At 49.5% G+C, this 24,826-nt stretch carries 24 protein-coding genes and 3 pseudogenes; 10 read left to right on the forward strand and 17 right to left on the reverse strand.

Features of this window, described 5'->3' with window-relative positions:
* Window positions 1–22: 22 nt before the first annotated feature.
* The 6 genes from NZD86_RS24505 to NZD86_RS17500 all read right to left on the reverse strand — a co-directional run bounded on the left by NZD86_RS24505 (window position 23) and on the right by NZD86_RS17500 (window position 4,949).
* Window positions 23–307, reverse strand: coding sequence for a glutamate--tRNA ligase family protein (locus NZD86_RS24505; RefSeq protein WP_326492587.1), 285 nt, complete (start codon window positions 305–307; stop codon window positions 23–25).
* 85 nt (window positions 308–392) lie between these two features.
* Window positions 393–1,418: a LacI family DNA-binding transcriptional regulator gene (locus tag NZD86_RS17480; protein ID WP_268043333.1), complete on the reverse strand. Its 1,026-nt coding sequence runs from the start codon at window positions 1,416–1,418 to the stop codon at window positions 393–395.
* Complete coding sequence (locus NZD86_RS17485) at window positions 1,415–2,479, reverse strand: mannonate dehydratase (RefSeq protein ID WP_268043334.1); 1,065 nt, start codon at window positions 2,477–2,479, stop codon at window positions 1,415–1,417. Before NZD86_RS17485 ends, NZD86_RS17480 begins: the two co-directional genes overlap by 4 nt.
* Before the next feature lie 44 nt (window positions 2,480–2,523).
* On the reverse strand, window positions 2,524–3,141 hold the full coding sequence (locus tag NZD86_RS17490; RefSeq protein ID WP_268043335.1) for a bifunctional 4-hydroxy-2-oxoglutarate aldolase/2-dehydro-3-deoxy-phosphogluconate aldolase: 618 nt from the start codon (window positions 3,139–3,141) through the stop codon (window positions 2,524–2,526).
* Window positions 3,138–4,124 carry a sugar kinase gene (locus NZD86_RS17495; RefSeq protein WP_268043336.1) on the reverse strand — a complete coding sequence of 329 codons (987 nt, stop codon included), beginning with the start codon at window positions 4,122–4,124 and terminating at the stop codon, window positions 3,138–3,140. The genes NZD86_RS17490 and NZD86_RS17495 overlap by 4 nt, the downstream gene beginning before the upstream one ends.
* 69 nt (window positions 4,125–4,193) lie before the next feature.
* Window positions 4,194–4,949, reverse strand: a complete 756-nt coding sequence (locus NZD86_RS17500) for an SDR family oxidoreductase (protein ID WP_268046921.1) — start codon at window positions 4,947–4,949, stop codon at window positions 4,194–4,196.
* A gap of 429 nt (window positions 4,950–5,378) precedes the next feature.
* On the opposite strand from NZD86_RS17500, the pseudogene NZD86_RS17505 reads away from it, so the two are divergent.
* From NZD86_RS17505 to NZD86_RS17520, 4 genes and pseudogenes are all read left to right on the forward strand, one after another.
* Window positions 5,379–5,822: pseudogene (locus NZD86_RS17505) on the forward strand (aldo/keto reductase).
* Window positions 5,823–6,195: 373 nt separating this feature from the next.
* Window positions 6,196–7,173 (forward strand): aldo/keto reductase, encoded by a 978-nt coding sequence (locus NZD86_RS17510; protein WP_268043337.1) that lies wholly within the window; start codon window positions 6,196–6,198, stop codon window positions 7,171–7,173.
* A 60-nt stretch (window positions 7,174–7,233) separates the two neighbouring features.
* Complete coding sequence (locus NZD86_RS17515) at window positions 7,234–7,419, forward strand: H-type small acid-soluble spore protein (RefSeq protein ID WP_268043338.1); 186 nt, start codon at window positions 7,234–7,236, stop codon at window positions 7,417–7,419.
* A 22-nt stretch (window positions 7,420–7,441) separates the two neighbouring features.
* Complete coding sequence (locus NZD86_RS17520) at window positions 7,442–7,753, forward strand: hypothetical protein (protein WP_268043340.1); 312 nt, start codon at window positions 7,442–7,444, stop codon at window positions 7,751–7,753.
* Here the strand turns inward: NZD86_RS17520 and NZD86_RS17525 are convergent.
* The 3 genes from NZD86_RS17525 to NZD86_RS17535 are packed head-to-tail and all read right to left on the reverse strand — an operon-like array spanning window position 7,750 to window position 10,561.
* Entirely contained in the window at window positions 7,750–8,511 is a 762-nt protein-coding gene (locus NZD86_RS17525; protein ID WP_268043341.1) for a metallophosphoesterase, read from the reverse strand. The two genes, NZD86_RS17520 and NZD86_RS17525, sit on opposite strands and share 4 nt — an antisense overlap.
* 58 nt (window positions 8,512–8,569) lie before the next feature.
* Window positions 8,570–9,844, reverse strand: a complete 1,275-nt coding sequence (locus NZD86_RS17530; RefSeq protein ID WP_268043342.1) for a tRNA nucleotidyltransferase/poly(A) polymerase-related protein — start codon at window positions 9,842–9,844, stop codon at window positions 8,570–8,572.
* Between the two features lie 3 nt (window positions 9,845–9,847).
* Window positions 9,848–10,561 carry a nucleotidyltransferase domain-containing protein gene (locus NZD86_RS17535; protein ID WP_268043343.1) on the reverse strand — a complete coding sequence of 238 codons (714 nt, stop codon included), beginning with the start codon at window positions 10,559–10,561 and terminating at the stop codon, window positions 9,848–9,850.
* A 117-nt stretch (window positions 10,562–10,678) separates the two neighbouring features.
* Here NZD86_RS17535 and NZD86_RS17540 point away from each other — a divergent pair, with 117 nt between their 5' ends.
* On the forward strand, window positions 10,679–10,852 hold the full coding sequence (locus NZD86_RS17540) for a hypothetical protein (RefSeq protein WP_268043344.1): 174 nt from the start codon (window positions 10,679–10,681) through the stop codon (window positions 10,850–10,852).
* 240 nt (window positions 10,853–11,092) lie between these two features.
* A complete protein-coding gene (locus NZD86_RS17545; RefSeq protein ID WP_268043345.1) occupies window positions 11,093–12,268 on the forward strand; it encodes an MFS transporter in 1,176 nt (391 codons plus the stop codon).
* Window positions 12,269–12,290: 22 nt separating this feature from the next.
* On the opposite strand, the gene NZD86_RS17550 is transcribed toward NZD86_RS17545, so the two are convergent.
* Window positions 12,291–13,379 carry a hypothetical protein gene (locus tag NZD86_RS17550; protein WP_268043347.1) on the reverse strand — a complete coding sequence of 363 codons (1,089 nt, stop codon included), beginning with the start codon at window positions 13,377–13,379 and terminating at the stop codon, window positions 12,291–12,293.
* A 71-nt stretch (window positions 13,380–13,450) separates the two neighbouring features.
* On the opposite strand from NZD86_RS17550, the gene NZD86_RS17555 reads away from it, so the two are divergent.
* Window positions 13,451–14,674, forward strand: coding sequence for an IS256 family transposase (locus tag NZD86_RS17555; protein WP_268043348.1), 1,224 nt, complete (start codon window positions 13,451–13,453; stop codon window positions 14,672–14,674).
* 88 nt (window positions 14,675–14,762) lie between these two features.
* Here the strand turns inward: NZD86_RS17555 and NZD86_RS17560 are convergent.
* Window positions 14,763–15,347, reverse strand: a pseudogene (locus NZD86_RS17560) (histidine phosphatase family protein).
* Between the two features lie 204 nt (window positions 15,348–15,551).
* Here NZD86_RS17560 and NZD86_RS24810 point away from each other — a divergent pair.
* Entirely contained in the window at window positions 15,552–15,848 is a 297-nt protein-coding gene (locus tag NZD86_RS24810; protein ID WP_407655266.1) for a GNAT family N-acetyltransferase, read from the forward strand.
* A 562-nt stretch (window positions 15,849–16,410) separates the two neighbouring features.
* On the opposite strand, the gene NZD86_RS17565 is transcribed toward NZD86_RS24810, so the two are convergent.
* The 5 genes from NZD86_RS17565 to NZD86_RS17585 form a co-directional block, all read right to left on the reverse strand.
* A protein-coding gene (locus tag NZD86_RS17565) for an IS3 family transposase (protein ID WP_407655237.1) occupies window positions 16,411–17,561 on the reverse strand; the annotation gives its coding sequence in 2 pieces (ribosomal slippage) (window positions 16,411–17,285 and window positions 17,285–17,561; 1,152 coding nt in all).
* Window positions 17,562–17,609: 48 nt separating this feature from the next.
* Window positions 17,610–17,903 (reverse strand): YceI family protein, encoded by a 294-nt coding sequence (locus NZD86_RS17570; RefSeq protein ID WP_268043349.1) that lies wholly within the window; start codon window positions 17,901–17,903, stop codon window positions 17,610–17,612.
* A gap of 91 nt (window positions 17,904–17,994) precedes the next feature.
* Window positions 17,995–18,750, reverse strand: coding sequence for an SDR family NAD(P)-dependent oxidoreductase (locus NZD86_RS17575; protein ID WP_268043350.1), 756 nt, complete (start codon window positions 18,748–18,750; stop codon window positions 17,995–17,997).
* An 88-nt stretch (window positions 18,751–18,838) separates the two neighbouring features.
* Window positions 18,839–19,786, reverse strand: coding sequence for a helix-turn-helix transcriptional regulator (locus tag NZD86_RS17580; protein WP_268043351.1), 948 nt, complete (start codon window positions 19,784–19,786; stop codon window positions 18,839–18,841).
* 278 nt (window positions 19,787–20,064) lie between these two features.
* Window positions 20,065–20,313, reverse strand: a complete 249-nt coding sequence (locus tag NZD86_RS17585) for a hypothetical protein (protein WP_268043352.1) — start codon at window positions 20,311–20,313, stop codon at window positions 20,065–20,067.
* A gap of 508 nt (window positions 20,314–20,821) precedes the next feature.
* Between NZD86_RS17585 and NZD86_RS17590 the strand changes: the two genes are divergently transcribed.
* Both NZD86_RS17590 and NZD86_RS17595 read left to right on the forward strand, forming a co-directional pair.
* The gene (locus NZD86_RS17590) at window positions 20,822–21,112 is read left to right on the forward strand and encodes a putative quinol monooxygenase (RefSeq protein WP_268043353.1); all 291 of its coding nucleotides are present in this window, start codon (window positions 20,822–20,824) and stop codon (window positions 21,110–21,112) included.
* 992 nt (window positions 21,113–22,104) lie between these two features.
* A pseudogene (locus NZD86_RS17595) lies at window positions 22,105–23,452 on the forward strand (IS4 family transposase).
* Window positions 23,453–23,753: 301 nt separating this feature from the next.
* Here NZD86_RS17595 and NZD86_RS17600 read toward each other — a convergent pair.
* Entirely contained in the window at window positions 23,754–24,800 is a 1,047-nt protein-coding gene (locus NZD86_RS17600; protein ID WP_268043354.1) for an SIS domain-containing protein, read from the reverse strand.
* Window positions 24,801–24,826 lie beyond the last annotated feature (26 nt).

The raw sequence follows: 24,826 nt of genomic DNA on the forward strand, positions 1-24,826 counted from the left end.
CGCCCTGCCTCGGATCGCAAGTTTATGGACCCTTGACGTGATCGACAAAATACAGTGATGACTCCGTGACGGCGAACCGGAGGGACGGTGTCTTCCTGCGTGCGCGATCCGCCCGTTCCTCTTCCGACAGATGACGACACATCTGCTGAGCGTATTCGAGGCGACACCTACCTGCATCGATGTCCTCGATCCGCAAAATGAACGATCCGCCCACGCTGCGCTTATGAAGCCACGACATGACCGCAGTGAACGCATTGCCGATATGCAATTCTCCTGTTGGACTCGGGGCAAATCTGCCTCGACGCATGGTAATCCCTTCTTGTTCGATTTTACATCTACAGCCACCAGCTGTGTGTCGTCCACAGCCGGTGCGTCACAAAATAGAAGCGATCCTATTTTAGCTTGGTAGACCCACGAACGCGCAATGTGGATGGGAGTTCAATGAGTTTGGGCTTTGCTTTTAAACCTTTAATTCTTGCAATCACACGTTTCGCTGCTTCTACCCCTACTTCGTACGAAGGTTGCTCAATCGAAGTGATCCCCGGGGGCACCAACGTGGCCCATTCCCAATCATCATATCCGCACAACCCAATGTCCCTTGGCATGTGTAAACCTAGCTCTGCGATAGAACGCAGGACGGCCAAAGAAACCACGCCGTTCACTGCAAAGATAGCTGCGGGACGACCGTTTGTCCGCTGACGAAAATGCTCTATGGCCTTGCGGACCCCCTGCGAGTCATTCGTGTCAAGTTCATAGACAAACGGAGCAGTGTTCGGTTCGAACTCAAAAAAATCCAAGTAAGCTTCAAATCGCGTCCGCCGGGCACTGTTCCTGCCAATCTGTTGAGTGAAGAACGCCACATGTTCAAACCCAGAATCCACGACATGTTTTAGGGCATTTCTTGTCATGCTGTAGTTGTCATTCGTGATGGTGTCAAACTCCAAATGCTCCATTGCTCTGTCCGCCAAGATGATAGGGATACCCTGGTGACCGAGTTGGGACAACAAATCGTCGTTCATTCCAGTCGTATTGACAATTAATCCCTCGACCATTTCACCCCCGACAAGCGACTCAAGATAGTCGCGCTCCTTCTGTGGGTCTTCGTCGGTGTTCGTGGTGATAATCTGATAGCCTCGTTCGTTACACAGGTCACCGATACCCTTGACCAGAATAGACGAAAATGGGCTGGCGATATCCGCGACGACAACGCCAATCAATCCGCTTCGATTCGATTTTAGACTTCTGGCGAAGTTATTGGGGCGGTAATTCAGCTCGTCCACAACCCGCTGAATCCGGTTGCGCGTCTCTTCGGACATATACTCGTATTTTCCGTTAAGAAAACGAGAAATCGTCGTTTTCGACACTTCGGATTGGCGAGCAACCATATCGATGGTCGGCTTGCGCCGCTTCGATGTCATCTCGCGTCACGAACTTCTTGCCCAGACTTTGAAATGGCTTCCCACAACCCGTTCAAATATGCGGCGCCCATCGCCCGATCGAATAAGCCATACCCGGGATTTCCCGTTTCGCCCCATACCATTCTTCCGTGATCCGGACGAACTGGAACCGTGACCCCAGCTTCATGCATGGCCTCCATCAATTCGTACATGTCCACCGATCCGTCCCGCGACAGATGCCCGGATTCATAGAACGATTTGTTGTCCGTTCGCCGTACATTGCGCAGGTGAACAAAGTGAATTCGCCCTTTTCTGCCGAAGTGACGCATCATGGCGGGCAAGTCGTTCTCTGCGCTTGCCCCAAGCGATCCGCTGCAGAAGCAAATGCCATTACTCGGATCATCGTAGATGGACATGAGCCGGTCGAGACTGGCGCGATCGACAATAATGCGCGGAATACCAACTACGGGCCACGGCGGATCATCCGGGTGTATGGTCATCTTTTGCCCGCATTCCTTTGCAACCGGCATCACCGCGCGCGCAAAGTACTCGAGGTTCGCCCATAGCTCCTCTGGCGTCATGTTTTGGTAAAATCGATACATTTCCATGAGTTCGTCGCGTTGCGAACTAAAGTTCCAGGCGGGCAACCGCAACCGACCGGATAACAACGCTTCTTCGTCCACTTCGTCGTCCTTGTATGCGAGTGTCGTCGATCCGTCCGGCAATCGATATTCAAGCGACGTGCGGAGCCAGTCGAACATCGGCATGAAGTTGTAACAGACCGTGTCGATACCCGCGCGCGCAAGGTTTCGGAGCGTGTTTTGATAGTTTTCGATATAGCGATCCCGCGACGAGCGTCCCATTTTAATGTCCTCGTGCACAGGAACACTTTCAATCACGGTCAGTTCCAGTCCCGCATCTTCCACCGATGTCTTTAAGCGTAAGATTCCGTCAAGCGGCCAAACATCGCCTGCCGGAACATCATAGAGGGACGTTACTATCCCCTGCATGCCCGGAATTTGGCGAATTTGCTCAAGCGTGACGGGATCTGTATCTCCATACCATCGAAATGATAACTTCATTTCGTGTTCACATCCTCTTCATTTTCCCCGCGACATAACGGAGCTCAGTACGCTTTCGACACGCTGGGCAATCTTGTCCCAGTCGTGATTTTGAATGTCTGCCCGCGGGAAAAGAGCACTTCCCATCCCGACGGCCAGCGCACCAGCCGCAAGAAAGTCCGCCGCATTTTTTCGGAAATCCCGCCGGTGACCATCATCTTCAGATCGCCGAACGGGCCAAGTAAATCTTTGATGTAACTTGGACCCATGGTTCCGGCAGGGAACACTTTGACGACCTCGGCTCCAACTGCGCGTGCGTTTTGAATTTCCGTTGGTGTGAGCACACCCGGGATCATGAAGGTTTCGAGTGTCCTCGCACGCTCCACCAATTGCGCATCAAAGTGTGGACCAACGAGAAATTCCGCCCCGGCCTTCACGGCCTCGTTCAGCTGGGCAGTTGTCAAAACCGTTCCTGCACCGATAGCCACCTTGTCCCCGAACCGCTCTCTCAGCGAGGCAATGGTCTTGATGGCTCCGGCCGAATCGAGTGTGATTTCCAAAGCAGAGATTCCGCCCTGCACAAGTGCTGAGACGACGTCTCCCACAACTTCCTCTGGAACTTTCCGAACCACCGCAACGATTTTGACATCACGTAAAAAATTCCCTAGATCAGTGATATTCACCGCGCAATTGTCTCCCTTCCATCCAGATGATTCATCGCTTCTTCAAGCATGGGATAACCACTCGAGTCACCGGCACTGGCAATGGCATATGCTCCGACGACAGCCCCCAGGTAAAGAGCGCGTTCGATCTCCCAGCCGTTAACCATCCCCGCTATCCAGCCTGCATTGAATCCGTCTCCGGCGCCAACCGTATCAATGATTTGGTGAACCTGTAAGGCATCGACGTGGGCGACTTGGCCATTCTGCGAAGCGGTGGCTCCACGAGCGCCTTCCTTGAGAACGACTCCGGCCCCCCGAAAACCCTGTCCTCGAACATATTCCTCAACGACACGAGCATCGGAGGTGCCGTACAGTGCCTCCGCCTCTGTGTCACCTAGTAATAACCAGGTGACGTAGGGAACTAAATCACCGATTGTCTGTTTCCACGCCGACAGATCAGCCAGTTTCAACCGTAGATTAACGTCAAACGAGATTGGAATCTGTGAATCGTATGCCGTGTGCAGCAGTGTGATCGCCTGTTCCCTTGTCTTCTCACCTATCATCCAGGTAATTCCGGTTGAATGCACCCAACCAAACTCGCTCTGTCGCAGACCCTGGAACAGTTGGTTCGTGTCCCAATCACCTATGGCCATGGGCGAGGCGGATCGATAATAGAAAACCTGGGAGTCACCCATGAGCCCGGACCATTGTTTAAAGAAGAGACCCGTCGCCCCTTTTTTGCCTTGCTTCAAATGGTCAACGTTCACTCCTTCCGCGAGCAATGTACGTCGAATGAATTCTCCGAACGGATCTGCTCCAACACTTGCAGCATAAGAAACGGGCACGCCCAATCTAGCAACACCAATTGCCGTGTTTAATTCCGCACCCGCCGCGTCCGTTTCAAATTCGCGAACAAGGGACAGACTCCCACGCGAATGTGGTACACAGACAACAAGGGGTTCCCCAAATGTGAGGACCGGTTTTACATGCGTAGGCCGTTCCAATCGTATGCCCCCTTCCGTTGAGCCAATAGGCTTTGAAAGTCCAACTGACTCGTCCACATGTGGTGATTCTTAAATGGTCATAGCCGTGAATCCGCCGTCTACGGGAATTAAGGCCCCTGTAACGAAACTAGAAGCGGTGTCGGACGCCAACCAAATGGCTGTCCCTTGCAGTTCACGCGCGTCCCCTAGACGCTTCATAGGCGTATGTCGAATAATATTGTCTACCCGTTCTTGCGTTAAGATTTTCCGATTCTGTTCAGCTGGAAAAAATCCCGGGATAATGGCATTAACACGAACCGTCGGTGCTAATTCTCGGGCTAAGTACTGTGTCACGTTGTTCAGTGCAGCTTTGGATGCGGAATATGCGAAGACACCAGACAAAGGGGGGCCAGATGACACGGACGAGATGTTGATGATCGATCCGCCTCCGCTGTTCAGCATATGCTGGCCAACGATTTGACTCGCCATGAAGATGCTTTTCACGTTCACCGAAAACACACGGTCCCACTCTTCATCGCTCACCTCAAAAAAAGGTGTTTTGCTGTTCACACCCGCACAGTTGACGAGAATGTCGATTGTTCCCGCCCACTCGATGACTTTATCTGCCATCTCCGCGATGGTCGACCGACTCAGGACATCCACTTGAAAGGCGCGAGATGAACCCTCAGCCAAACCAGAAACCACTTTCTCCGCTTTCTCCACGTCTCGACCAGCGATAGCCACTTGTGCCCCGTGGCTAACCAATCCCGTAGCAATGGCGCTGCCAAGAACACCGTTGCCACCGATGACGATCGCTGTCTTTCCAGTCAAGTCAAACACGCTCAGCCCAGCTTTCACCCTATATTTGTTCTCAACGCATTGATTACAGATAGTTGATAGCGAACCTATAAACAGTTCGAGGAGCAGAAACCGCTTGCACGGGTTAGAAACCGATACACAAAACCTCTCGCGTTCAATATAACCACGACAAAATAGTTCGTCAAGTTCGGCATTTTCGATAATAGCATGATTGTCTAACCAGACTGGAAAAATCAACAATCCATCTATCTCGGTTTAAAATTAAATATTTATTGTTTTCAGACTATACAAATGATAGAATGCCATTCATGTACGGCTTTTGTTAACCGATTTACAGAGAGCGGAGGTTAGCTATGAAGTACAATCGAGTGGGAAAGAGTGTGTTGAACGTATCGGCTATCACGTTTGGATGCTGGGGAATTAGGTGGCGGACAGTGGGAAAAGCAAAGTGACGAAGTGAATATCCAAGCCATTCAAACTGCCTTTGAATTAGGTATTTCATCGTTCGATACCGCCGAAGGATACGGCAATGGCCACAGTGAAGAAGTCCTTGGTGAGGCCTTACAAGGCAAGCGGTCAAAATGCGTTATAGCCACCAAAGTCTCCCCTTCGCACTTGCGGGCAGCGGACGTACGTAGATCGATTGAAGCGAGTCTCAATCGACTACGCACCGACTACGTCGACATCTACTATATTCACTAGCCGAATGACGAAATACCGCTCGAAGACACGCTAACCGAATTTAACTGCCTACAAGACGAGGGACTCATAAAGGCAATTGGCTGTTCAAATTTTTCCCGTGACCAATTAGAGAAGGCCATGTCCATGACAAGCGGCGAGCTTGAGACACTGGAACGTGTCAGCCGGGATGTCATCACATCCATCGACGGTACATTTTGAAGAAGAATTTGCGACTCGGCGCATCTACGGGAAAAAACAACGGCCACACCGTATTAGTGTGGCCTTTTCTGCGCCGCATATCGTGTTTCCGTTTAACCTCAGTAAGCGCCGGCACCTGCTCCATAAGGCACGAGCAGAATGAACAGGACAAAAATGATAAGGAACACAACTGCCCACTGGGTATATCCACCAAATGCTCCGTACATATAAGCACCCCCTTGCGTCAAGGATGATTCTACATTACTCAGCATGAGACAAAAACGACTGGGTTCCTGTCACGTGATGTCACCAGAAGTCGTTTCTAGTTCGAGGAAACTGTATTGTAAACTAGTGAGGAGTCACGCCGTTTTCATATTCAGAGGAGGGATTCTTTGTGAAGTATAATTTACTAGGTCGCAGCGGTTTGTCCGTTTCCGCACTGGGTCTTGGCACCAACTCCTTTGGGTCACGAGCCGACGAGGAAACGTCTATCCGCATCTTGCACGAAGCCATCGACTCCGGTATTAACTTCATCGACACTGCGAATGTATACAGCAATACGGAATCCGAACGCATAATCGGGAAAGGACTTTCAGTCGGCAAGCGCCAACAGGTCATTCTGGCGACCAAAGTTGGAATGCCTCGTGGCGAGGGACCAAATCGCGGCGGATCGTCACGTCGTGAGATCATGGAGCAAATCGACGAAAGCCTTGAACGTCTGAAGACCGATTACGTAGACCTGTACCAAATACATACACTTGACAAGAACACCCCCATGGCGGAAACACTGAGAGCCTTGGACGATCTCGTCCGAACCGGAAAAGTCCGTTACATTGGCGCGTCCAACTACGCTGCGTGGGAACTGATGAAGGCCCTCTCCATCAGTGAGCGTGAGCACTTGGAACGGTTCGTGTCCGTCCAGCCGTGCTATTCCTTGGCGGATCGGACAATTGAAGTGGAACTCGAGCCGCTGTGTCGTGATCAAGGAATTGGCATTATCCCTTACTATCCGCTCGCAGGCGGAATCCTCACCGGGAAATACGCAAATGGTCAGGCACCGAGTGGATCTCGCGTGGACAAAGATCCGAACTTCAAAAAGAGATTGGACAACGACCGGATCCAACTCGGTAACGAGGTTGTCGATCTCGCAACCAGCCGAGGATGGACCGCGGGCGCACTGTCCCTTGCGTGGCTCATGCATCGCCCTGCGGTATCAACTATCATCGTGGGTGCGTCCCGTCCGGAACAAGTCCAAAGTAACGCTGCTAGCGTGGATATTGATTTGGACAGCGAGACGATTGAAAAGTTAGACGCAATCAGTGAGCCGTTCCGGTACGGCCAGCCATTCGCAACCTTCCGTCCGCTGGCCTAAGTACATGTCCGAGACTCCTGTTGGCAATGATATAGACAAATGCATGACAGGAGTGACACGATGGACATCGAACGCGCCAAGGAGATTGTGGATTCACCTGAATACATTACCGTCACATATAATGGGACGCCCGTGCATATCGATCAAATTTTCGAGTCAGCACCATATGCGGAAGTTCGCTATGAAAATGGCTCTGTGACGAATGCCCTCGTAAAGGAACTGAAAGAGGAGCGCAGCGTGCACTAAGTGCGCGCTGCCTTCAATCTGAATGAATCACGCAACGTTCGCCAGTCATATGGGTTTCAGCACCTGGGACGACCTTCTTCGAGCCTCCGAATGTATCGCCTTTGAACCGGGACGCGCCTGGTACGTAACGGAGACCAACACGTGGTATAAATGGGTTGTGTGGAACACGAACTACGACATGTACTACAACCACAAGACACGTGAAGATGCCCTCAAATCTATGAAGTGGTTGTTTGACGAATTACATATCCATATATCGGCTTGGTGTGCACCGGAGGTATATGATCGGATTCAATCAATTTTCATGGGGCAAATGTCTAACTCAGTTCGTTAAAGATAGTGGATGGTCAGCTCACTTCTCACTAAAAAGCGCAAGTTAACACCAGATTGTCCGAGGCCTTTCGAAATATAGAAGGGCCCTTTTTCACATCGGTGCAACCCTTTATAGATCCCCGCCGCTGCCAAAGGTCCCATGTCTTTTAACTTGAATAGAAACGGGATCGCGAACTGCTTGCCGTGTAAGTGGCCCGCAAACAGGTAATCAAATGATTCCTTCATATCGAGTATGAGTGTTGGATCGTGCGTCATGACGACAACTGGTTTGTCCCGGGAAACACGTCGGAGTGCTTCCTCGTCGTGATGGCCTGAGCAGAAATCGTCGATACCGACTAAATGAAAACCATCTAGCGTGATCGCTTCATTTTCCAGCACCGTGATGCCATAACTCTGCAAAAGCGCTCTTAGCTCGTGCGGCTTTTTTAAAAAGTAGTCATGGTTCCCTAGGACGGCATAAGTAGAAATGCCGGTCCCTTGAAGCATTTTCAAATACGGAACCAAGAGGACAAACGAAGACGCCTTATCAAGAAAGTCTCCGGTCAGACAAATGATGTCAGGCTTCTCCTGACGAATCATGGACCGGAGCTTCGAAGGGCGGACGCGACAGCGTTCCACGTGGAGATCGCTCAATTGCAAGACGGTGAGCCCTAGCCCAAGTGGCATGTCGATCCGCTCGATTTTCAGCCACTTCGTTGGCACAATACACGTGAGGTACACTACAGCCAATATCACTAACAACACAATAAACCACAGCACGATAGCAGCACCTCGTCAGCGTTTACTACAGCTTATTGTGCTCGTCCCCAAAACATCCCTACTTTTTCGTCCCCGACGGGTTTCCCTGTTTGCGCCACTCTGCAATGACACGCCCTCGTTCGCGCCGAAGTGCATCGCCAAACTCTTTGCCAGTTGCGTCGGTTTGGATACTGCGACCTGTTACGTTTTTGATCAGCTCCCACATGTGCGGCATAGACTCCGCATTCGGACTGGGTGCCGTTGGATCATTTCGGCCCCGCGTATCCGCCAAGCCCACCATGGCGAACCCGTCTACACCGAGTGGATTGCGATTTGCCTCCGTCAGCAAGGTGACTACGTTCTGCGGCTTCATGCGGTCAAGGATATGAATTTTCATGTGGTGTTCCGTGGCAAACAGTGCAGCGTTTGTCCAGTCACTCGGTAACTTCAAACGCGCACACAGCCGTGCAGTTAGCGGCACACCCGCTGCCTCATGTCCATGGTGCGCTGGCCATTTGTGCCTCGGTGTGATGCCCTTCCCCAAGTCGTGAACTAACGCTGAAAATCGCACCTCATCCCGATCCGTCAGCATTGCCGCAACATCCAGCACCTGCATGGTATGCTCGAACGCATCGCCTTCCGGATGCCACTTCACCGGCTGCTCAACACCGACGAGTTTAGCCACCTCGGGAAAGTGCACGTCCAGTACGGAAGCCTGAAGCAGTGCGCGGAAAAATAGCGACGGTCGCTCCGTCTGCAATGCCTTCCGCAGTTCCTCGAAGACGCGCTCAACACTCAGCGTCCGCAATTCATCGTGCAAGGCACGCATGAACCCAATCGTTTGTCGTTCGATACGAAACCCGAATTGCGCGGCAAACCGAGCAGCTCGGTAAACGCGCAGCGGATCCTCAGCGAACGCGCGCGAAACGGCGCGGATAATCCCGTCATCGATGTCGCGGCGGCCTCCAAACGGGTCAACGATCTCGTTTGACAGGACATCCATCGCGATTGCATTGATGGTGAGATCGCGACGCATCAGGTCATCTTCAATGCTGACACTGGGCGATGAATCCACTTCAAAGCCTTGATGGCCGGTCGACACTTTTTTCTCCGTTCTCGCGAGTGCAAACTCTGCCACTTCCCCAGCGATAGGCATGCGAAAAACTGGAAAAGCTTGACCGGCTAAAAATGCGTCGGGAAACAGACGCTTAAATTCCTCCGCCGACAATCCCGTCACAGCGTAATCTCGATCCTTGAAGTCTTTCCCCATCAACTGATCCCGCACACCACCCCCAACGAAATAGAGTCTGCCCCCAGCCCCCTCTATCCTTTTTCCCGCGTCCTCTATGTTCATCTGTTACACACCACCGTTCAACATCCATAACTGCGTGTCCATCAGCCATGTGAGGATCCGTTCCGTGTCTGGCTCATCCGGCAATTTCGTCTCTGCCAGTGCCGCTTCGCACTTTCTGTTCATTTCCTCAGCGAATTGTTCAACTTGCTGCAAGCTCCATGCACCGTTTCGGATTTCCAACAATTCCTCCGCGTCTGGACGCCCCACTCGAATGACACCGTCCGTCAAAGCCTCGTATCCCATCCGGTACAACCGAACCAAGTGCATCGCGTTCTTCGTATCGTATCCCCACTTATCGATAAGGTCCCGATGAACGCCATGATGCCCACCCGGGTTACGTAATTTTTGCATTTGCGCGTGAGCATATCCTGTAAATGTCGTATATACCCGCTTGGACAGAAATGACCGACGCATCTCACGAAGTTCAGAGCCCACTTTCGTCATTTTGACAATCGCGTCATCCGGAGCAAACAACGTATCCAATATGTTCGGATTCGCACCCAAAGCGAGCTTCACAAATTTCGGTAACGTGTACAAAACAATGTCAGGTTCATGTCGAACGATCTGCGTGTTCCATGACTCTAACCCTAACAGCATTTCTCGCTTCGCTGGAATAATCCCTCGATAATCGACGTCGCTCGCAGGAGAATGTGTCCCATACACTCGCGAGCCCGCCAACACGACAATCAAAGCCTCTTCAAACTCGCTATTGACCATCATATCACCTCATTCCACTCCCAAATCGATATCCAGATCACGTAAATGTGCCTGAATAGTCCAGGCTTGCCATTACATACGATGCAATAACTCATGGAAGGGATGGTGCATAACTTTATGTCATTTGACCCGGAAATGTTTGAGTCCAACGAAGTCACCATGCAGTATCTACATGACATCATTGACAAGCATAGCGTTTCGATGGAAGAGCTTAGCAGGCGACTGCACAAAGTTGAAACACTCTTATCGCGTATGATCGAACACATCAGCCAAAATCAACCAAACCTTTGAACTGGCGCCCTCGTATGAGGGGGCTATTTCTCATCCCTGCGATTTGCACGCTCGGGACCTCTAACCAGTACGGTCCCCAACGCTCCTCTCACACTTGTATGGCCCCCGTGCTTCCCAAATGATCACGTAGCTCTCATCTCAAGCCGACACCCCTCCCACGGCACGCTATCAGCCAAGTCAAAAAAATACCTATACATTGCCGGTACCGTGTCGTAACATACCGCATGGAGGCGGGAGCGTGTGCAACGTATATTTAGCATTTATTATTTCATCTTTTTCGTCGCAATGGCCTCATCACAACCCTTTCTAAGTCTCTATCTAAGCGGAAAAGGGCTCGGCAGCCCAGAAATAGGGTTGTTGCTTGCCGTTGGAGCCGGGGCTGGGATTTTCGCGCAACCGATGTTGGGATACATCAACGATCGCACCCGTGACCCCCGCCGCATCCTCCTCACATCAGCTATTTTGTCACCGATTATGTTCGCCGGGTATTCCTTGTCACGGCAATTCTGGCCACTTTTCGTCGTGTCAATTCTCGTAGCCGTCGTCCAATCATCGGCCCCCATAATGGACGCAATGGCCGTACAAGAGGGCGCACGGTCGGGGTTTTCGTATGGCCAAATCCGGCTGTGGGGCGCGCTCAGCTTTGCACTGACCACCATCGTCGCAGGATATGTCTACCATGATGTCGGGATTCAAGTGTCGTTTAGCGTGTACGGGGCTCTCTCACTAATCCTCATAGTTGTAGTCTTGTATCTGCCAAGGGACAGCGTATTCGAACGGCCGAAGGAAAATATATTCCACGGAGTTTGGAATGTCATGCGCAACCCGCCCTTAATCATGTTCATTGTCATTTGCTTTATCCTGTCGACCGCCATCTCGATAAACAGCAGCTTCTTACCACTGTACTACGAAGGTTTGCACTATCCCATGAGTTGGGTAGGTGCTAACTTCACGGTTGCTGCCCTTGTCGAAGTTCCGTTATTTTACATTTCAGGTAAACTCATTTCACGCGTCGGACCTATGCGCGTCGTCATTCTGGCGAGCCTGTTGTTCACGGTGAAGTATGTGATTATGGCGTTTGCACCCGGTGCAGTGATCGTCATTCTGGCTCAAATTCTTGACGGAGTCGGTTATGCACTCTACTGGAGTACGGGAGTACAGCTCGTGTCCGAACTTGCCCCAGAGGGGCGTACAGCGACAGCGCAGACATTGTACGGTGCCATTGCAAGCAGTCTGAGCAGCGTCGTTGGTTCGAGTGTCGGGGGTCTCATCCTCAATAGAGTTGGGCCTGTTGGTCTGTATGTATTCACAACTGGCCTAGGAGCTCTGGCAATCGTGGGCTTTCTCGCTTTTGCTCGTTTTCGTTTTCTCGTCCCCCGAAAGTCTGTTGAAAATTGTTCGGGAGAAGCCGTGTGAGTATCCGTGCAGAGTGCGATTTTCATTGAGGCTTCACGAGAGAATTAGCAACCTGAACAAGGTCGTTCTGCGTCAGATTCATCGGACCAACGATAACCATATTGACTCCACTCGTAGTCGTCCATGTTATGGCATTACGGTTAGAACTCCCTCCGTCAACGAAGGAAACAGCAGAACCTCCATTAATGTAGACTGCTTGCGTGCCATCGTTGAGAGTAACTTTCACACCGTTCTCTGCCTTTGCAATATTTGGATTTACATACTTCATGCCGACGGATTCGATGATCTTTAACTGTGTACTGCCATGCGCATATGTCAAGGTGAATCTTCCAGTATTTTGCTTGTGACTACCTTGATACGTTTTTACATCTTCACCGACGGCACTTTGTGTATCCCACTTAAATGGTACAGTCTTCGGGACAAGGGCAGTGAACGGCACAGCAGATCGTGCTTTTGGGAACCCAAATGTCTGCGTTTTTATCAGGTCTGGCGCAGTTCGTACGGGCACGTTAAGACTTTGAAGAATCTGTTCTAACTGGGTTGCCTTAAACCCACTATTGGTTGCGACAAGATAAAGAATACCTTTGTCAATCATGGCTATCCCAATCCTGTATCCAGGCACATCATGCTTATAAAAAGTCTGACCGTTTTCCTGCACGGACTGCCAAGCGACAGTCCCGATTCTCGGGGGATTACTCGAGTCGATCGCGGTTTCCATGATTATGAAGGACTTTCCTGTACCGTCTGAAGCATTGTAAGTGACGTCAAAGGCCGTATCGTTTCCCCAGGTCTCCATAACCCGCGGATCAACTTTTCCCCAAGGAGGATTCACATATTTAAACACATAAACCCCACTTTGGTTTAACTGGAAGTGCTCACGGGGCAGCACAGGCTGAAACCCCATAAGATTGCTATATTTATATGGAGGATTCGGGACCTCTGAAATGGAGTTAGCCGTTTCGTTTTGAACAGTATTTGTACTGCATCCATACAACAAAAACATAGCACCAACGACACTGACAACTAACATACTTCGCTTATAAATTCGGATTTGTAACCTCAGTTGAGTCCATATAATTGGTGTAAATTCAGTGGACGCACTGGGTGACATAAAAAGTGCCACCTCGTCCCTCTTTGGTAGAATCAGTGTGACAGCACGAAACTACTGGGAGGAATGCGAGAATGGCACAATACAAGATTACCGTGGATGAAGATATTTTGAAAGGGTTATTCACTGGGGATAAAGGCATGTCCCAACTGTTAGAGCAAGTCCTGAATCAAGTCCTGAAAGCACAAGCTTCAGAGCAATTGCAGGCGGAGCCGTATGAACGTTCTGAGGAACGAAAGGGATATCGTAATGGTACTCGCCCTCACCCATTGACCACCCGGATCGGTACCCTCACCCTTCGTGTCCCACGCTTGCGCAATGGGAGCTTTTCCACAGAATTGTTTGCACGGTACCAACGCAGTGAGCAGGCTCTCTTGTTGACACTTGTAGAAATGGTCATCAACGGTGTATCCACAAGGAAAATTTCCGCAATCACTGAGGAACTGTGTGGAGTCGACTTCTCGAAATCCACGGTATCGGAGTTGTGTAAACGACTCGACCCTGTTGTACAGGCTTGGAATGAGCGCAATTTGAGAGAAACGAGATACCCCTTTGTGTTGGTTGACGCCATCGTTCTAAAGATTCGGGAGGAAGGTCGGGTTCGCTCACGAGCTGCTATGATCGCTACGGGTGTCAACGAGGATGGGTATCGTGAAATCCTGGGGATGATGCTTGGGGACAGTGAGTCGCAGGCGAGTTGGACGGAATTCTTCTCCTGGCTCAAGAGTCGAGATCTAAGGGGCGTGGATGTTGTTGTCTCAGACAGCCACAGCGGGCTGGTAAAGGCATTGCAGGCACAGTTCCAAGGAGCAACATGGCAGCGGTGCCAGACGCACTTCATGCGCAATTTTCTTGATGCTACACCGAAGCATTTGCATGACGAACTGTACGGAAAAGTACGGGCTATCCTGGACGCACCTGATGTGGCAACGGCGCGGTTGTTGATGAACCAGGTGGTCTCGGATTACAGCGAGAAGGCACTCAAGGCAATTCAAATTCTCGAAAATGGATTTGATGATATTACGGCAGTTCTGTCCCTGCCCGAACGCTACAGAAGGCGTCTACGAACGACAAATGGCATGGAACGTCTGAATGAGGAGATACGCCGACGTGACCGAGTCATTCGGATCTATCCCAATCGCAATTCCGTGATCCGTCTAATTGGTGCGTTGCTGATGGAGATGGACGAGAAGTGGCAGTCGGGGCACAAATACCTCGACATGAAGGAATACTTCACATGGCGTGAGGAACAGAAGAAGCAAGCACAACAACTTTCAAAGGTTAGTCAACTCAGGTAACTTAACACTGAAACTACCGAGGGACGAATTTACACCACATTTCGGACTTGATCGTAACCTCCCCTTCCATTCTTATACATATTCCACATCACAACCTAGCTTCCTCGCTCCATAATCTTTTAACTTCCACTAATTCCTGACCATCAAATTCCATTTTATAGACATCTGGTTTAGATGTATGTAGTAGAAAACTTAAATCGTAATGACTATCGTAATATCCCATCATTAAGGTCATTACGGCTCCATGCGTGCCAATTGCTATTTTCTGTCCTTCCTACGTCTTTAGGAATTGTTTTAACACCGTTACTGCTCGGTTCTGACAATCCGCATTAGACTCCGCTCCCGGCAAAGCAAAGTTTGGATCGGAAAACGACCGATTCAATAAAGGCACTAATTCTTCATCAGGCATTCGGATGTCGTCTGCGGAGAAATTTCTTTCTTTGAGATTTTCATAAATTAAAATTTTCTTTCCTGAAGATTGTGCTAACTCCTGAATCGTAAGGATCGCCCGTTGATATGGACTTGATACGAAAACTTCGATCCCCTCAGTTTTCAGTAACTCAGTTATCCGACACGCATCCACTTTCCCTTTATTGGTAAGCCCCCTTGTTCTTTCAGTCCCTTTCGTCTTTGGTGATTCGCCATGCCTCACCATGTAAATATAGGTTTTCATAATTACCCCTCAAAGTTCTTAATTTGTTCTGTTTGTCCATACTTGGTAGAACTAATAGGTTCTTTCACCAGCATTCGTTGAAGATATTGCAGTTTCAGCTCAGGATGATGGTCTTTACTTCGAATGTACTTTTGTAAATCCCGTATGGTCACGTCAGACAACTCTTCATACCCCCCTTTCCTTACTTAAACAATCGCCTTAGTCATCAATCATGAGTATAAACGAGCAGAATGGGCATGTTGGATGGGAAAACCGTACTGGGGACAGGGTTACACAAGGGAAGCGGCAAGCAGACTTTTGAAATTCGAATTCGAGGAACTTAATTTAAACCGTATTTTCGCTTTCGCATTTTCCACAAACCCAGCATTCTCAAGGATTATGCAGAAAATCGGAATGACTTACGAAGGGACTCTTGTTCAACATGTCCGCAAGTGGGACCGATATCATGATTTAGTCGCGTACGGTGTTCTTAAACAGTCCTATCAAGAGCTTATACGGTAATGCAAGAAACATCGCAAAGGTGATGTTTTTTACCACCTTGTGTTGACAATTGACGTGTCCATCACTCTACATTCCACGATTCTGCACCTCAAAGCCCTACCCATTAGTCCCTTCTTAAGGGGGGTACAGGTCGATCTGTTCCAGAAACGTTTCGCTAGGTAATTGGAGAACCGTTTTTAATTTAAGTCACGTTCATTAACTCGGGTTAACCTCTGGACTTCTGAATGATTATACGATTCCGGACGGATAATGCTTGCGTCATTGTCGGCAGTATAACTGAATAGTGACTCTTTTGGAAATTTGAATAGCGGACTAGCTGCACTCCCAACAGTGCGAATAAAAACCAACCTTCATGTTAGGAAAGTTGGTTTCGTAATTAAATAATCGTGTGTTCGCCATCGACAGGAAGCACTGCACCTTGAACAAACCTTGCTCGGTCTGCTGCCGATCGAATAATAGTTACTCTAGTTTTATGGCCTCGACGTTAAGCTCAATTAAGGTGGACCCCTTTGTCAAGACACTGATTTTTTAGTTTAAGTTATGAAGTCTTATTACTGATTTTTCAGATAGCATTGGGAGGGTGTAATGCATTTCGACCCTCTTGGAAATAGATTTCAGCCGGTGTCAGATATCCGAGTGATTGGTGTGGGCGGTCGTAGTTGTACTCATTAATGAATTTGCCAATCTGTTGTCTGGCTTCCTTTGGGCTGTTGTACTCTTGTAGATAGACGTGGTCATACTTCAACGTCCTCCAGAAGCGCTCGGTGATGATGTTGTCGAGTGCCCTGTTTTTGCCGTCCATACTGATTTGGACCCCAGCTTCTTTGAGCAGGTTTGTGTATTGGTCGCTGGTGAAATGGCTACCTTGGTCGCTGTTCCAAATCACTGGTTTGGCTTGGCGTAAGGCTGAGCGGACTGCAGTCAGAACGAATGGCATTTCAAGGGTGTCATCCAATTGCCAGCTCACGACATAGCGTGAGTACCAGTCAATCACCGCTACCAGGTACATCCATCCGTGTTTGAGGCGGATATAGGTAATGTCGATTCCCCAGACGTGATTCGGATAACTTGGTGTCACATTGCGCAACAAGTACGGGTAAATCTTGTGCTTCAGGTTGCGTTTGCTCAGGTTTGGGCCTGGATAAATTGCTTCGATGCCCATCTCCCGCATGCAGCGCTGTACACGCTTCCGGTTTACTTCCCAACCTTCACGTCGCAACATGTGCACGATTTTACGGCTGCCATAAGTCGGGTGTGCAGTGTATATTTCATCGATCTGATGCTTCAGTCTTACCTCATCTTCCGACGGCTGCACGGGCTTATAATAGAGGCTGGATCGGCTTAGGCTCAGGAGATGAGCTTGGGTACGCAGGGGAACCTTTTCGTTCTCTCGCTCCACCATGGACGTACGCTCACTCCTTGTCCGGATTGATGCCACTCTTTTTTTAGCCACTCCAGTTGAGTGGTGAGTTGACCGACCTTGGCGTAGAGTCGTTCGATTTTCTGCTCCTGTGCCTTCTGTTCTTTGACCGCCTTCCGTTCATCTACGAACAAGCTGGACATGTTCTCTAGGGCGACTTTCTTCCACTGGCTCAATTGCACCGGGTGAACACCGTACTCCGAAGCAATCTGCGCCATGGTTTTTTCCTCTTTTAGAATCTCTTGGACGACTTTGGCTTTGAACTCGGGTGTGTACTGTTTTTTCATAGGCATAGTGTAACCCAACTGTCCTCCTATCTGGTGTCCGGATTCTTGGGTCCACTATAGTTCACCGATTTGGGCACAGCTAATGCTTTGAAACGTAATGTGAGGATACTTTTCTACATGAAAGAAGTCCTCGCTCTTCAGCTGTGCATCTCGTTGTGGCTGACGAGTTGTGATACTGTTTGCCTCAATCGAAGCTTGTATCACTATCGTTGTTAAGTCATCGGGGTCAAAACTCATGTTCGCTTCGAAACGTTCGAATAAACCTTTCACTCTATTAATCATTAAATGCTTCACCGAAAACTCAACCGAACTGTGGTCCGGATCAACTTGCCAATTTGCAGTACTCACAATTAAATTCCACCCATACAATAAAATTTGAGAAAGGTCACCCTATCTCGAACGCTACAATGGAACACGGACTAACTTGATCATGAGCAGTCTAGACTGCAGTACGTCCTCCATCAACGGGAAGAATGGCGCCGTTGATGTAACTGGAAACATCGGTCGCCAGGAAGACAATTGCCTCAGCGATTTCATCTGGCGTAGCCGGTCTCCCTGCTGGTGCTTGCGAAGCCATCTGGTTGGTGAATGAATCCCCGCCGGAAATACTAAGTACGCCTTCCGTGAGGGTAGGGCCAGGACTTACCGCGTTCACTCGGACTCCACTAGGTCCATATTCAGCCGCCCAACACTTCGTCAGCATCTTTATGGCAGCCTTGCTTGCACTGTAGAGACTCAAACCCGGTTGGCCATACTCCGTCACCATTGTCGTAATGTTGATGATTGTTCCACTGCCTCGTTTTGCCATTAAGGGTGCCAGCTCGGCAACAAGAAAGTAAGGAACTTTTACGTTTACGCCGAACGTTCCTTCAAAGGTGGATTCGGTTATGTCATGAGTCATACCGAAAGGAGGGAAGGTCGCCGCGTTATTGATCAAAATATCGACATGGCCTTCTCCTAGTTCTAGCGCTGTTTTTGCAAGTAGGCGTGCACTCATTTCGTCATGAAGATTTGTAGACACAAAATCTGCCCGTCCACCCACGGAGCGGATTTCTGCAACCGTTTCTTCACCTCGCTCAATGCTCCGCGCTGCGACGATGACGTGGATACCAAGGTTGGCAAGTTTCTTAGCGGTTGCACGCCCAATCCCGCTAGTACCTCCGGTAATTACGGCTGTAGTATAGTTCGCAACCATGTAAAGTGGTCTGCTGTCGTGTTACCTTCCGTCAAGTCATTCCTTACCGCGACTCCAACAATACAAAAACGCTACTGACACCAGTGTGTCAGTAGCGTTCCAAAATTTTTTCGACTTCCTCACGAATCCGATGTCGGAATGACTCAGGCTCGAGTACGATCACATCCGCTCCCCAACTAAGCACCCATTCCAGTACTTCTTCCAGTTGACGAACGCATAAGATCATATGCAATCCGTCTTGCCGCTCTTCCGTGTATTCCATGTAATGATAGTTCGATTCCTTTACCCTATCTGCGATGGCATGATTAAATCGAAGGCGTACTCGCACGTGCCGATCATCCGGAGGAGTATACTCCCTTAAGTCAAAATGGGCTGGGAGTTCGAATCGGTCGTCCAGATCCATAAGCTCCGTCATTCGGGACAAGCGGAAATGGCGAATATCGTGGCGCAGATCACAGTGGGCCACGAGCATCCACGATCCTTGCACGAGCACCAGTCCATAGGGAGCAACAGTACGAACACTATGTCGATTCCCCTCGGAATCTGCCAGTCTTTTTGCATAATGAAAGCTGATCTTTCGCTCATCTAATATCGCTCGACGGATCTTTTCGAGATATTCTCGTTCTTTTGACGGCGTTACCTTTTTACCGGAGTTGAGCAAGCGCATTGTCTTTCGTACACGAGATGTTTCATTGCGAACGCTCTCCGGCAGGATCGCTTCGATTTTTCCGCGAGCGGCTTGAGCTCTGACACGATAATCATAATCAAATCGTTGTTCGATAAAGTCTGTTCCAATGAGTAAGGTCACAGCCTCTTCTACCGTGAAACTTATCGGCGGCAGGAAATAGCCCTCCATCAAGGAGTACCCTGTCCCTGGGGTTCCTATAATCGGCACGCCCGCTTCACTGAGAGCCTGAATGTCACGGTAGATGGTCCGTACGCTGGTTTCAAATAGGGTCGCCAAATCTTCGGCTCGTGCCATTTTTTTGCGTTGCAGTTCCAGTACGATGGCTAACAAACGGTCTGTTTTGTTCATTGGCTGCCCTCCTCTTGAAACCCTATCATGCCTGTGAAAAGCACAGGAACCCGTGCTCTACAAATACAATAAAAGTACCACGTATACATCGTAATAGAGAAGATGATTTAGCAAATCTGGAGTTCTCGGACATCGATGTGAATTGGCTACGATGCGGGCAGTTATTTGCGAAAGTTAAACTTACTAGAAAGAACACCCAATGATACTTTACTGTCACAAAGGAACGAATTTCCTCTAGGCTGGACGAGCCTTCTGTGGCCTATGGGCCATTAGCCGAACTACGCTGTGGGCGTATCGGCGGTGCGGCTCCCACTGTCGTTCGCGGCGAAGGTGATAATGGTTTCGTCCCTGCCGTCATTAACATTGCCCGGGCCAAGGGAGAGATTTTGCCTACCCAGGTGACGGTTCCAATCGCTGGCCTGCAGTGCCGCGACTCGATGCCGCGCAACTGTTCCGCTTGGCCGCGGCAGCAATTGCGGGTGCATAACTAAACGGATTGGTGATGAGGCTGTGCCTATTCGTGACATCGCCGACGACATCGACCGCTGCTTTAACGTACCGGGGACCGAATTTGCTGCGAGGGGGCACATGACCACTTCATTTGGCTTGCCCCATGATAAAGCTCGATCACGGGCATCGAGCACTCAGGCCCGAAAGCAGCTGAGCGGATCGCGTACTTGGAACAGATGAATCAATTCACTCACTTCTCGCGAAAATGCGGATGGATATCTTCCTTTAGTATCAAAATTCAGAGGATGAGTGAAATTGCAGTCGCCAACATCGTTTCGTTGATGTTTGCGACCACTATTCTCATGATACCTTTGTTTTGTAAGTTCACATTTGTACAGCGATGGAATACTTGGGACTTCTGTCGCCTGTAAAACCAAATTCATGAGGGTTGCCTGACTAGCAATCCCTCATGAAGCGAGTGCAGAACAGTCCGAACCCATTACAACGTGTTACATTTTTTGTACAATCAAGAGACCAAGCAGTATAGCCGTCAACTACAAGGTTGAGCAGAAGGGGCGACTAAAAATGATCGTACTGATAGCGAACTATCACTGCAGACAAGGTATGGGCGATAAAGTCGAGGAAGCGCTGCGTGAAATGATACCGTTGGTCGAGCAAGAGAAAGGATGTCTACAATACCTGGTCAATCGTTCGAAGGACAATCCCGATGTATTTTTGCTGTTCGAGCAATACGAAGACGAGGAAGCACTTGCCAGGCATTCAGAAACGGCGTACTTTCAACGTATTATAAGGAACACCGTTATCCCGTTACTCGATAAACGCGAACGCACGCTTTATACACCTGTGAAACCATAAATTTTCACCGCGGCACACCCGCAGTTTCTTTTTAGTCACTCAAACGATGAATACCATAAGAGAAGCGTGGGTGCGCCGCTAAGCTAAATCATATTACTCCGTCATTTATCCGAGGCGTCCTTACATATGTTATCTCAGTGATTACGGACCTTATTCCATGAGTCTTGATAGACACACGCTAATGTTACATTTGACTGTAAATTGATACTAAATAAGATTTAACCTCTGTTGCTACTTTAGTGCTGGTTAACCTTGGCTTATAAATGTGTGACAGTTTACCTGCTTCAAAAATTGGCGCAGGAGAATAGTTACTCAAGTTGTACGCCATTAAACATTCGCCCCTTTTTGTATAATAGCAGGCAACTCTCATCCGCCAAATCGCGAGTCAAGTTCGATATGCTTTGGATAGCATATTCCGAATTTCAACATCGATCTTTGTCTCATACGCCCTGTTCCAAGCTTCAGTTTCAGCACGTAGAGCTGCATGGATGTCGACCATCGTAAGCCCTCCTTCGAAAATTAAGACTCGAACTTCACCAGAGTTACAAGGAGCTTATTCAGTTATCGCCACGCTCAATATGAATCGCGATCGACATGAGCGGTTTTTACGTTTCCCTAACCCCGAACAATGATAAATACAACAATACTCTTTGCTCTTACTCACATGCATTGGGTTTAACCAGGACAATGCCACCGCCGTGGTAACGCAGATAATGTGCGAGATTCATCAAGTAGTGACCTGTTGGCTCGACGCCCACAACGGGCATAGCCATGGTCCGACTTTAACATATCGATCCAAGCCAATTAGTCTCTCGAATCCATCGCGAATGTTATCAAACTCAACTTTCGCAGAGAAGAATACCGCCAAATCCCATGTGGTATAACGCTTTAGAATGATTCGGATGTCAGTGTTGACAAATTAAAAGCACCGCTCCATTTGGTATAGTGAAAGTGCGAACAAACACTACCATTGGAAGAGGTGCTATCCCTTCATGATAGACCATCAAGCCGAAAATAATCAATTGCCAGCTGAAATTAAACCTGTTTTTCATGAACTCAAGGTCCTCAAGCACCTTCGAAGAGCTGGAATCACTAAGAAGTTCGGTTTCTCCTGCGGATACCTGTTTCAGCTTGTCTTTGTACTTATCTTCCACCATCGAAATTGGTTTCAGCTTCTGGAAAGTGCCAGGGGAGAATTGTATCCTGGCAAGGATGCTGTGTATCGTTTCCCAAATTGCTCCGGATTCGCATGGCGCCGGTTCCTGTTGTCGCTCAGCGCGGAGGCTGTCAACAAAACGGATTCCCTGACCTCCAGTAAGCGTGTCAGTGCGTTCGTTGTCGACGATTCCATGTTTGAACGTAATCGAAGCAAATCTGTGGAACTCTTGGCGCGATTCAAGGATCACGCCCGAAACTGCTACTACAAAGGCTTTCGTATGCTGACGCTTGGCTGGTCGGATGGACACACGTTTATCCCTGTGGATTTCTCTCTGCTAAGCTCTGCCAAATCCCAGATTCAGGGCTTGAGTCAAGCGGTCGACAAACGTACTCACGGATATAAGCGAAGGACTGAAGCCCTCCGGCCAGCACCAGAAATCATCCCAGCTATGCTCGACCGAGCCCTGGCTGCTGGCATGAACGCCTCTTACGTCTTGATGGATAGCTGGTTTACATACGCTCCGTTAATCCAGGCGGTGCTGGACAGAGGATTGGACGTCATTGGAATGGTCAAAGCCGACAATAAGCGATATCTGCATGGAGGGCGTCGCCTCTCCCTGCAAGAGCTGTATTACGCTGATGCCAGCTCAAGGAACGAACAAAGGCATTTTGCGTTCCATACATACTCAGCTCAGTCCAGGTATCCCGGTTCATGTGGTGTTCGTTCGTCATCGAAGCAACAAGAAAGAGTGGCTCGCTATTCTTTGCACGGATACATCCCTCACGGTTGAGGAGATCATCCAGATTTACGGCATTCGCTGGGATATCGAAGTGTTTTTCAAATGCACTAAATCGCTACTCCGTCTGCAAAAGGAGTTTCAAGGGCGTTCCTACGACATGCTCATCAGCCACACGACGATTGTGTTCTCACGGTATATTCTCTTAGCCTGGCAACACCGCCAAGGTACAGATGATCGCACCTTAGGTAATCTGTTTTTAGCATTATGCGACGAAGTGGGTGAACTGGATTGGGCCGTTGCACTTAGCCAACTCGTAGAACTGGTAAACGACGTTGCCAAAAAGGCTAGCAAACGCATTTCAAAACTCATCAGCCGTCAATTACAGCTGTGGATCGATGGTTTACCCAGTTACATCAAGGCATATTTGCCGATTTTGGTCTGAGAAAGTTGAGATAGTAAGCTTATCATTGAATATACATACAATGACAATCTCAGTCATGCCTCAATGTTGTCCGTTGCGTTGATCATGCGGAGGTGGTTTCATGAAGACCTACGATTTCAGGGCATTTATAAACGGCCAGTTGGTCCCCACGCAAGGCCGAAAAGTTCGTCTTCCATTACCCATACCATCCGCGCCTCTGTTGATTATTGCGACTGAGCCCTCGACTTTAAACGTCATGATCGCCGTGACCTCAAATTAGTAGACACGTACCACACGCTCGATCACGCCCACCTTTCAACACTCATTCCATTGTGGTCACTTTCCCCATTCGCTTCATCGTTCCCGGGATACGTCCGCGATGCAAAGCAACGCTGGACCCGAACAGTTCCATCGGCAAAAAATACAACAGCGGGGCAAAATGTTCGCTGATTCGGGGCAAGGGAATGTGGGCGAATGGGAATGTTTCGGCGTGATCGCTTAACAAGACAACTTTGGAACCGTACGTGTAGACTTCCTTGGCCATCTTCGTGACGATGTCTTGTGTCCTGCCACTTGGTGCAAAGAAAACAACGCGGTGCTCGGGCCCCGAGAGTTCAAATGGGCCGTGGCGGAATGTCCCACCGGGTAACGCGGATGCGAAGAGATCGGTCGTCTCCGCTAATATCAACGCGGTCTGAAGTGCCGTTGTAAACATCGGCCCACGTGCCACCATGTGGATTGGCTGGGGATGCGCTTCTTTTGAAATGTCCAGATAGTTCACCACGTCGGCCATTTTCGTCATCAGCCTTGGACTCGTTCGTTCCAACGTATCGGCTAGGCCTTGAACAGTCTCGTCCGTCACGAAGCGTTCCCCGCTGATGGCGTCCACGAACTGATGCAAAGCAAGGAGTGAGTTCAGATACGTCTTTGTTGAAGACGCTTGTTCCTCGCCCGCACACAAAAGCAGCGTATGGTCCGCTAACGACGCAATCGTACTCTGCTCTTCGTTCGTGATGGAGACAATACGTGCAACATGTCCACGTGCTCGCTTGACCAGTTCTCGCGTCTCGTAACTTTCACCCGACTGAGAGATGGCCACTATCCATGTACGCTCATCGATCCCGTCGAATTCGTAGTGCAATACCTCACCTGCTTCCTCAATGCGAAAGGGGATGTGGGCTCGACTCAATCGGGATCGAATCACGTGTCCCGCGTAATGAGAACTCCCCATCCCGACAAATAAAAGCTGTGGCCGGCTGGACTGATAATCGCGAGCCAGTTCCGCCAATGTGGTCTTGTTATGCGCACTTCTGTACAGTCGTTTCAACGCTTCCGGCTGTTCCAAAATTTCTTCCAAGTAGGTGCTCACACTTCTCACTCCTCATGCGAGTAGGC

Origin of the sequence: Alicyclobacillus dauci (assembly GCF_026651605.1) — a bacterium.
Taxonomy (GTDB): domain Bacteria; phylum Bacillota; class Bacilli; order Alicyclobacillales; family Alicyclobacillaceae; genus Alicyclobacillus; species Alicyclobacillus dauci.

Coding starts and splice junctions, on each gene's coding strand:
- NZD86_RS24505 (WP_326492587.1), bottom strand. CDS start 307: ATGCGTCGAGGCAGATTTGCCCCGAGTCCAACAGGAGAATTGCATATC.
- NZD86_RS17480 (WP_268043333.1), bottom strand. CDS start 1,418: ATGACATCGAAGCGGCGCAAGCCGACCATCGATATGGTTGCTCGCCAA.
- NZD86_RS17485 (WP_268043334.1), bottom strand. CDS start 2,479: ATGAAGTTATCATTTCGATGGTATGGAGATACAGATCCCGTCACGCTT.
- NZD86_RS17515 (WP_268043338.1), top strand. CDS start 7,234: ATGGACATCGAACGCGCCAAGGAGATTGTGGATTCACCTGAATACATT.
- NZD86_RS17520 (WP_268043340.1), top strand. CDS start 7,442: ATGAATCACGCAACGTTCGCCAGTCATATGGGTTTCAGCACCTGGGAC.
- NZD86_RS17530 (WP_268043342.1), bottom strand. CDS start 9,844: ATGAACATAGAGGACGCGGGAAAAAGGATAGAGGGGGCTGGGGGCAGA.
- NZD86_RS17535 (WP_268043343.1), bottom strand. CDS start 10,561: ATGGTCAATAGCGAGTTTGAAGAGGCTTTGATTGTCGTGTTGGCGGGC.
- NZD86_RS17540 (WP_268043344.1), top strand. CDS start 10,679: ATGTCATTTGACCCGGAAATGTTTGAGTCCAACGAAGTCACCATGCAG.
- NZD86_RS17550 (WP_268043347.1), bottom strand. CDS start 13,379: ATGTCACCCAGTGCGTCCACTGAATTTACACCAATTATATGGACTCAA.
- NZD86_RS17555 (WP_268043348.1), top strand. CDS start 13,451: ATGGCACAATACAAGATTACCGTGGATGAAGATATTTTGAAAGGGTTA.
- NZD86_RS17575 (WP_268043350.1), bottom strand. CDS start 18,750: ATGGTTGCGAACTATACTACAGCCGTAATTACCGGAGGTACTAGCGGG.
- NZD86_RS17580 (WP_268043351.1), bottom strand. CDS start 19,786: ATGAACAAAACAGACCGTTTGTTAGCCATCGTACTGGAACTGCAACGC.
- NZD86_RS17585 (WP_268043352.1), bottom strand. CDS start 20,313: ATGTCACGAATAGGCACAGCCTCATCACCAATCCGTTTAGTTATGCAC.
- NZD86_RS17590 (WP_268043353.1), top strand. CDS start 20,822: ATGATCGTACTGATAGCGAACTATCACTGCAGACAAGGTATGGGCGAT.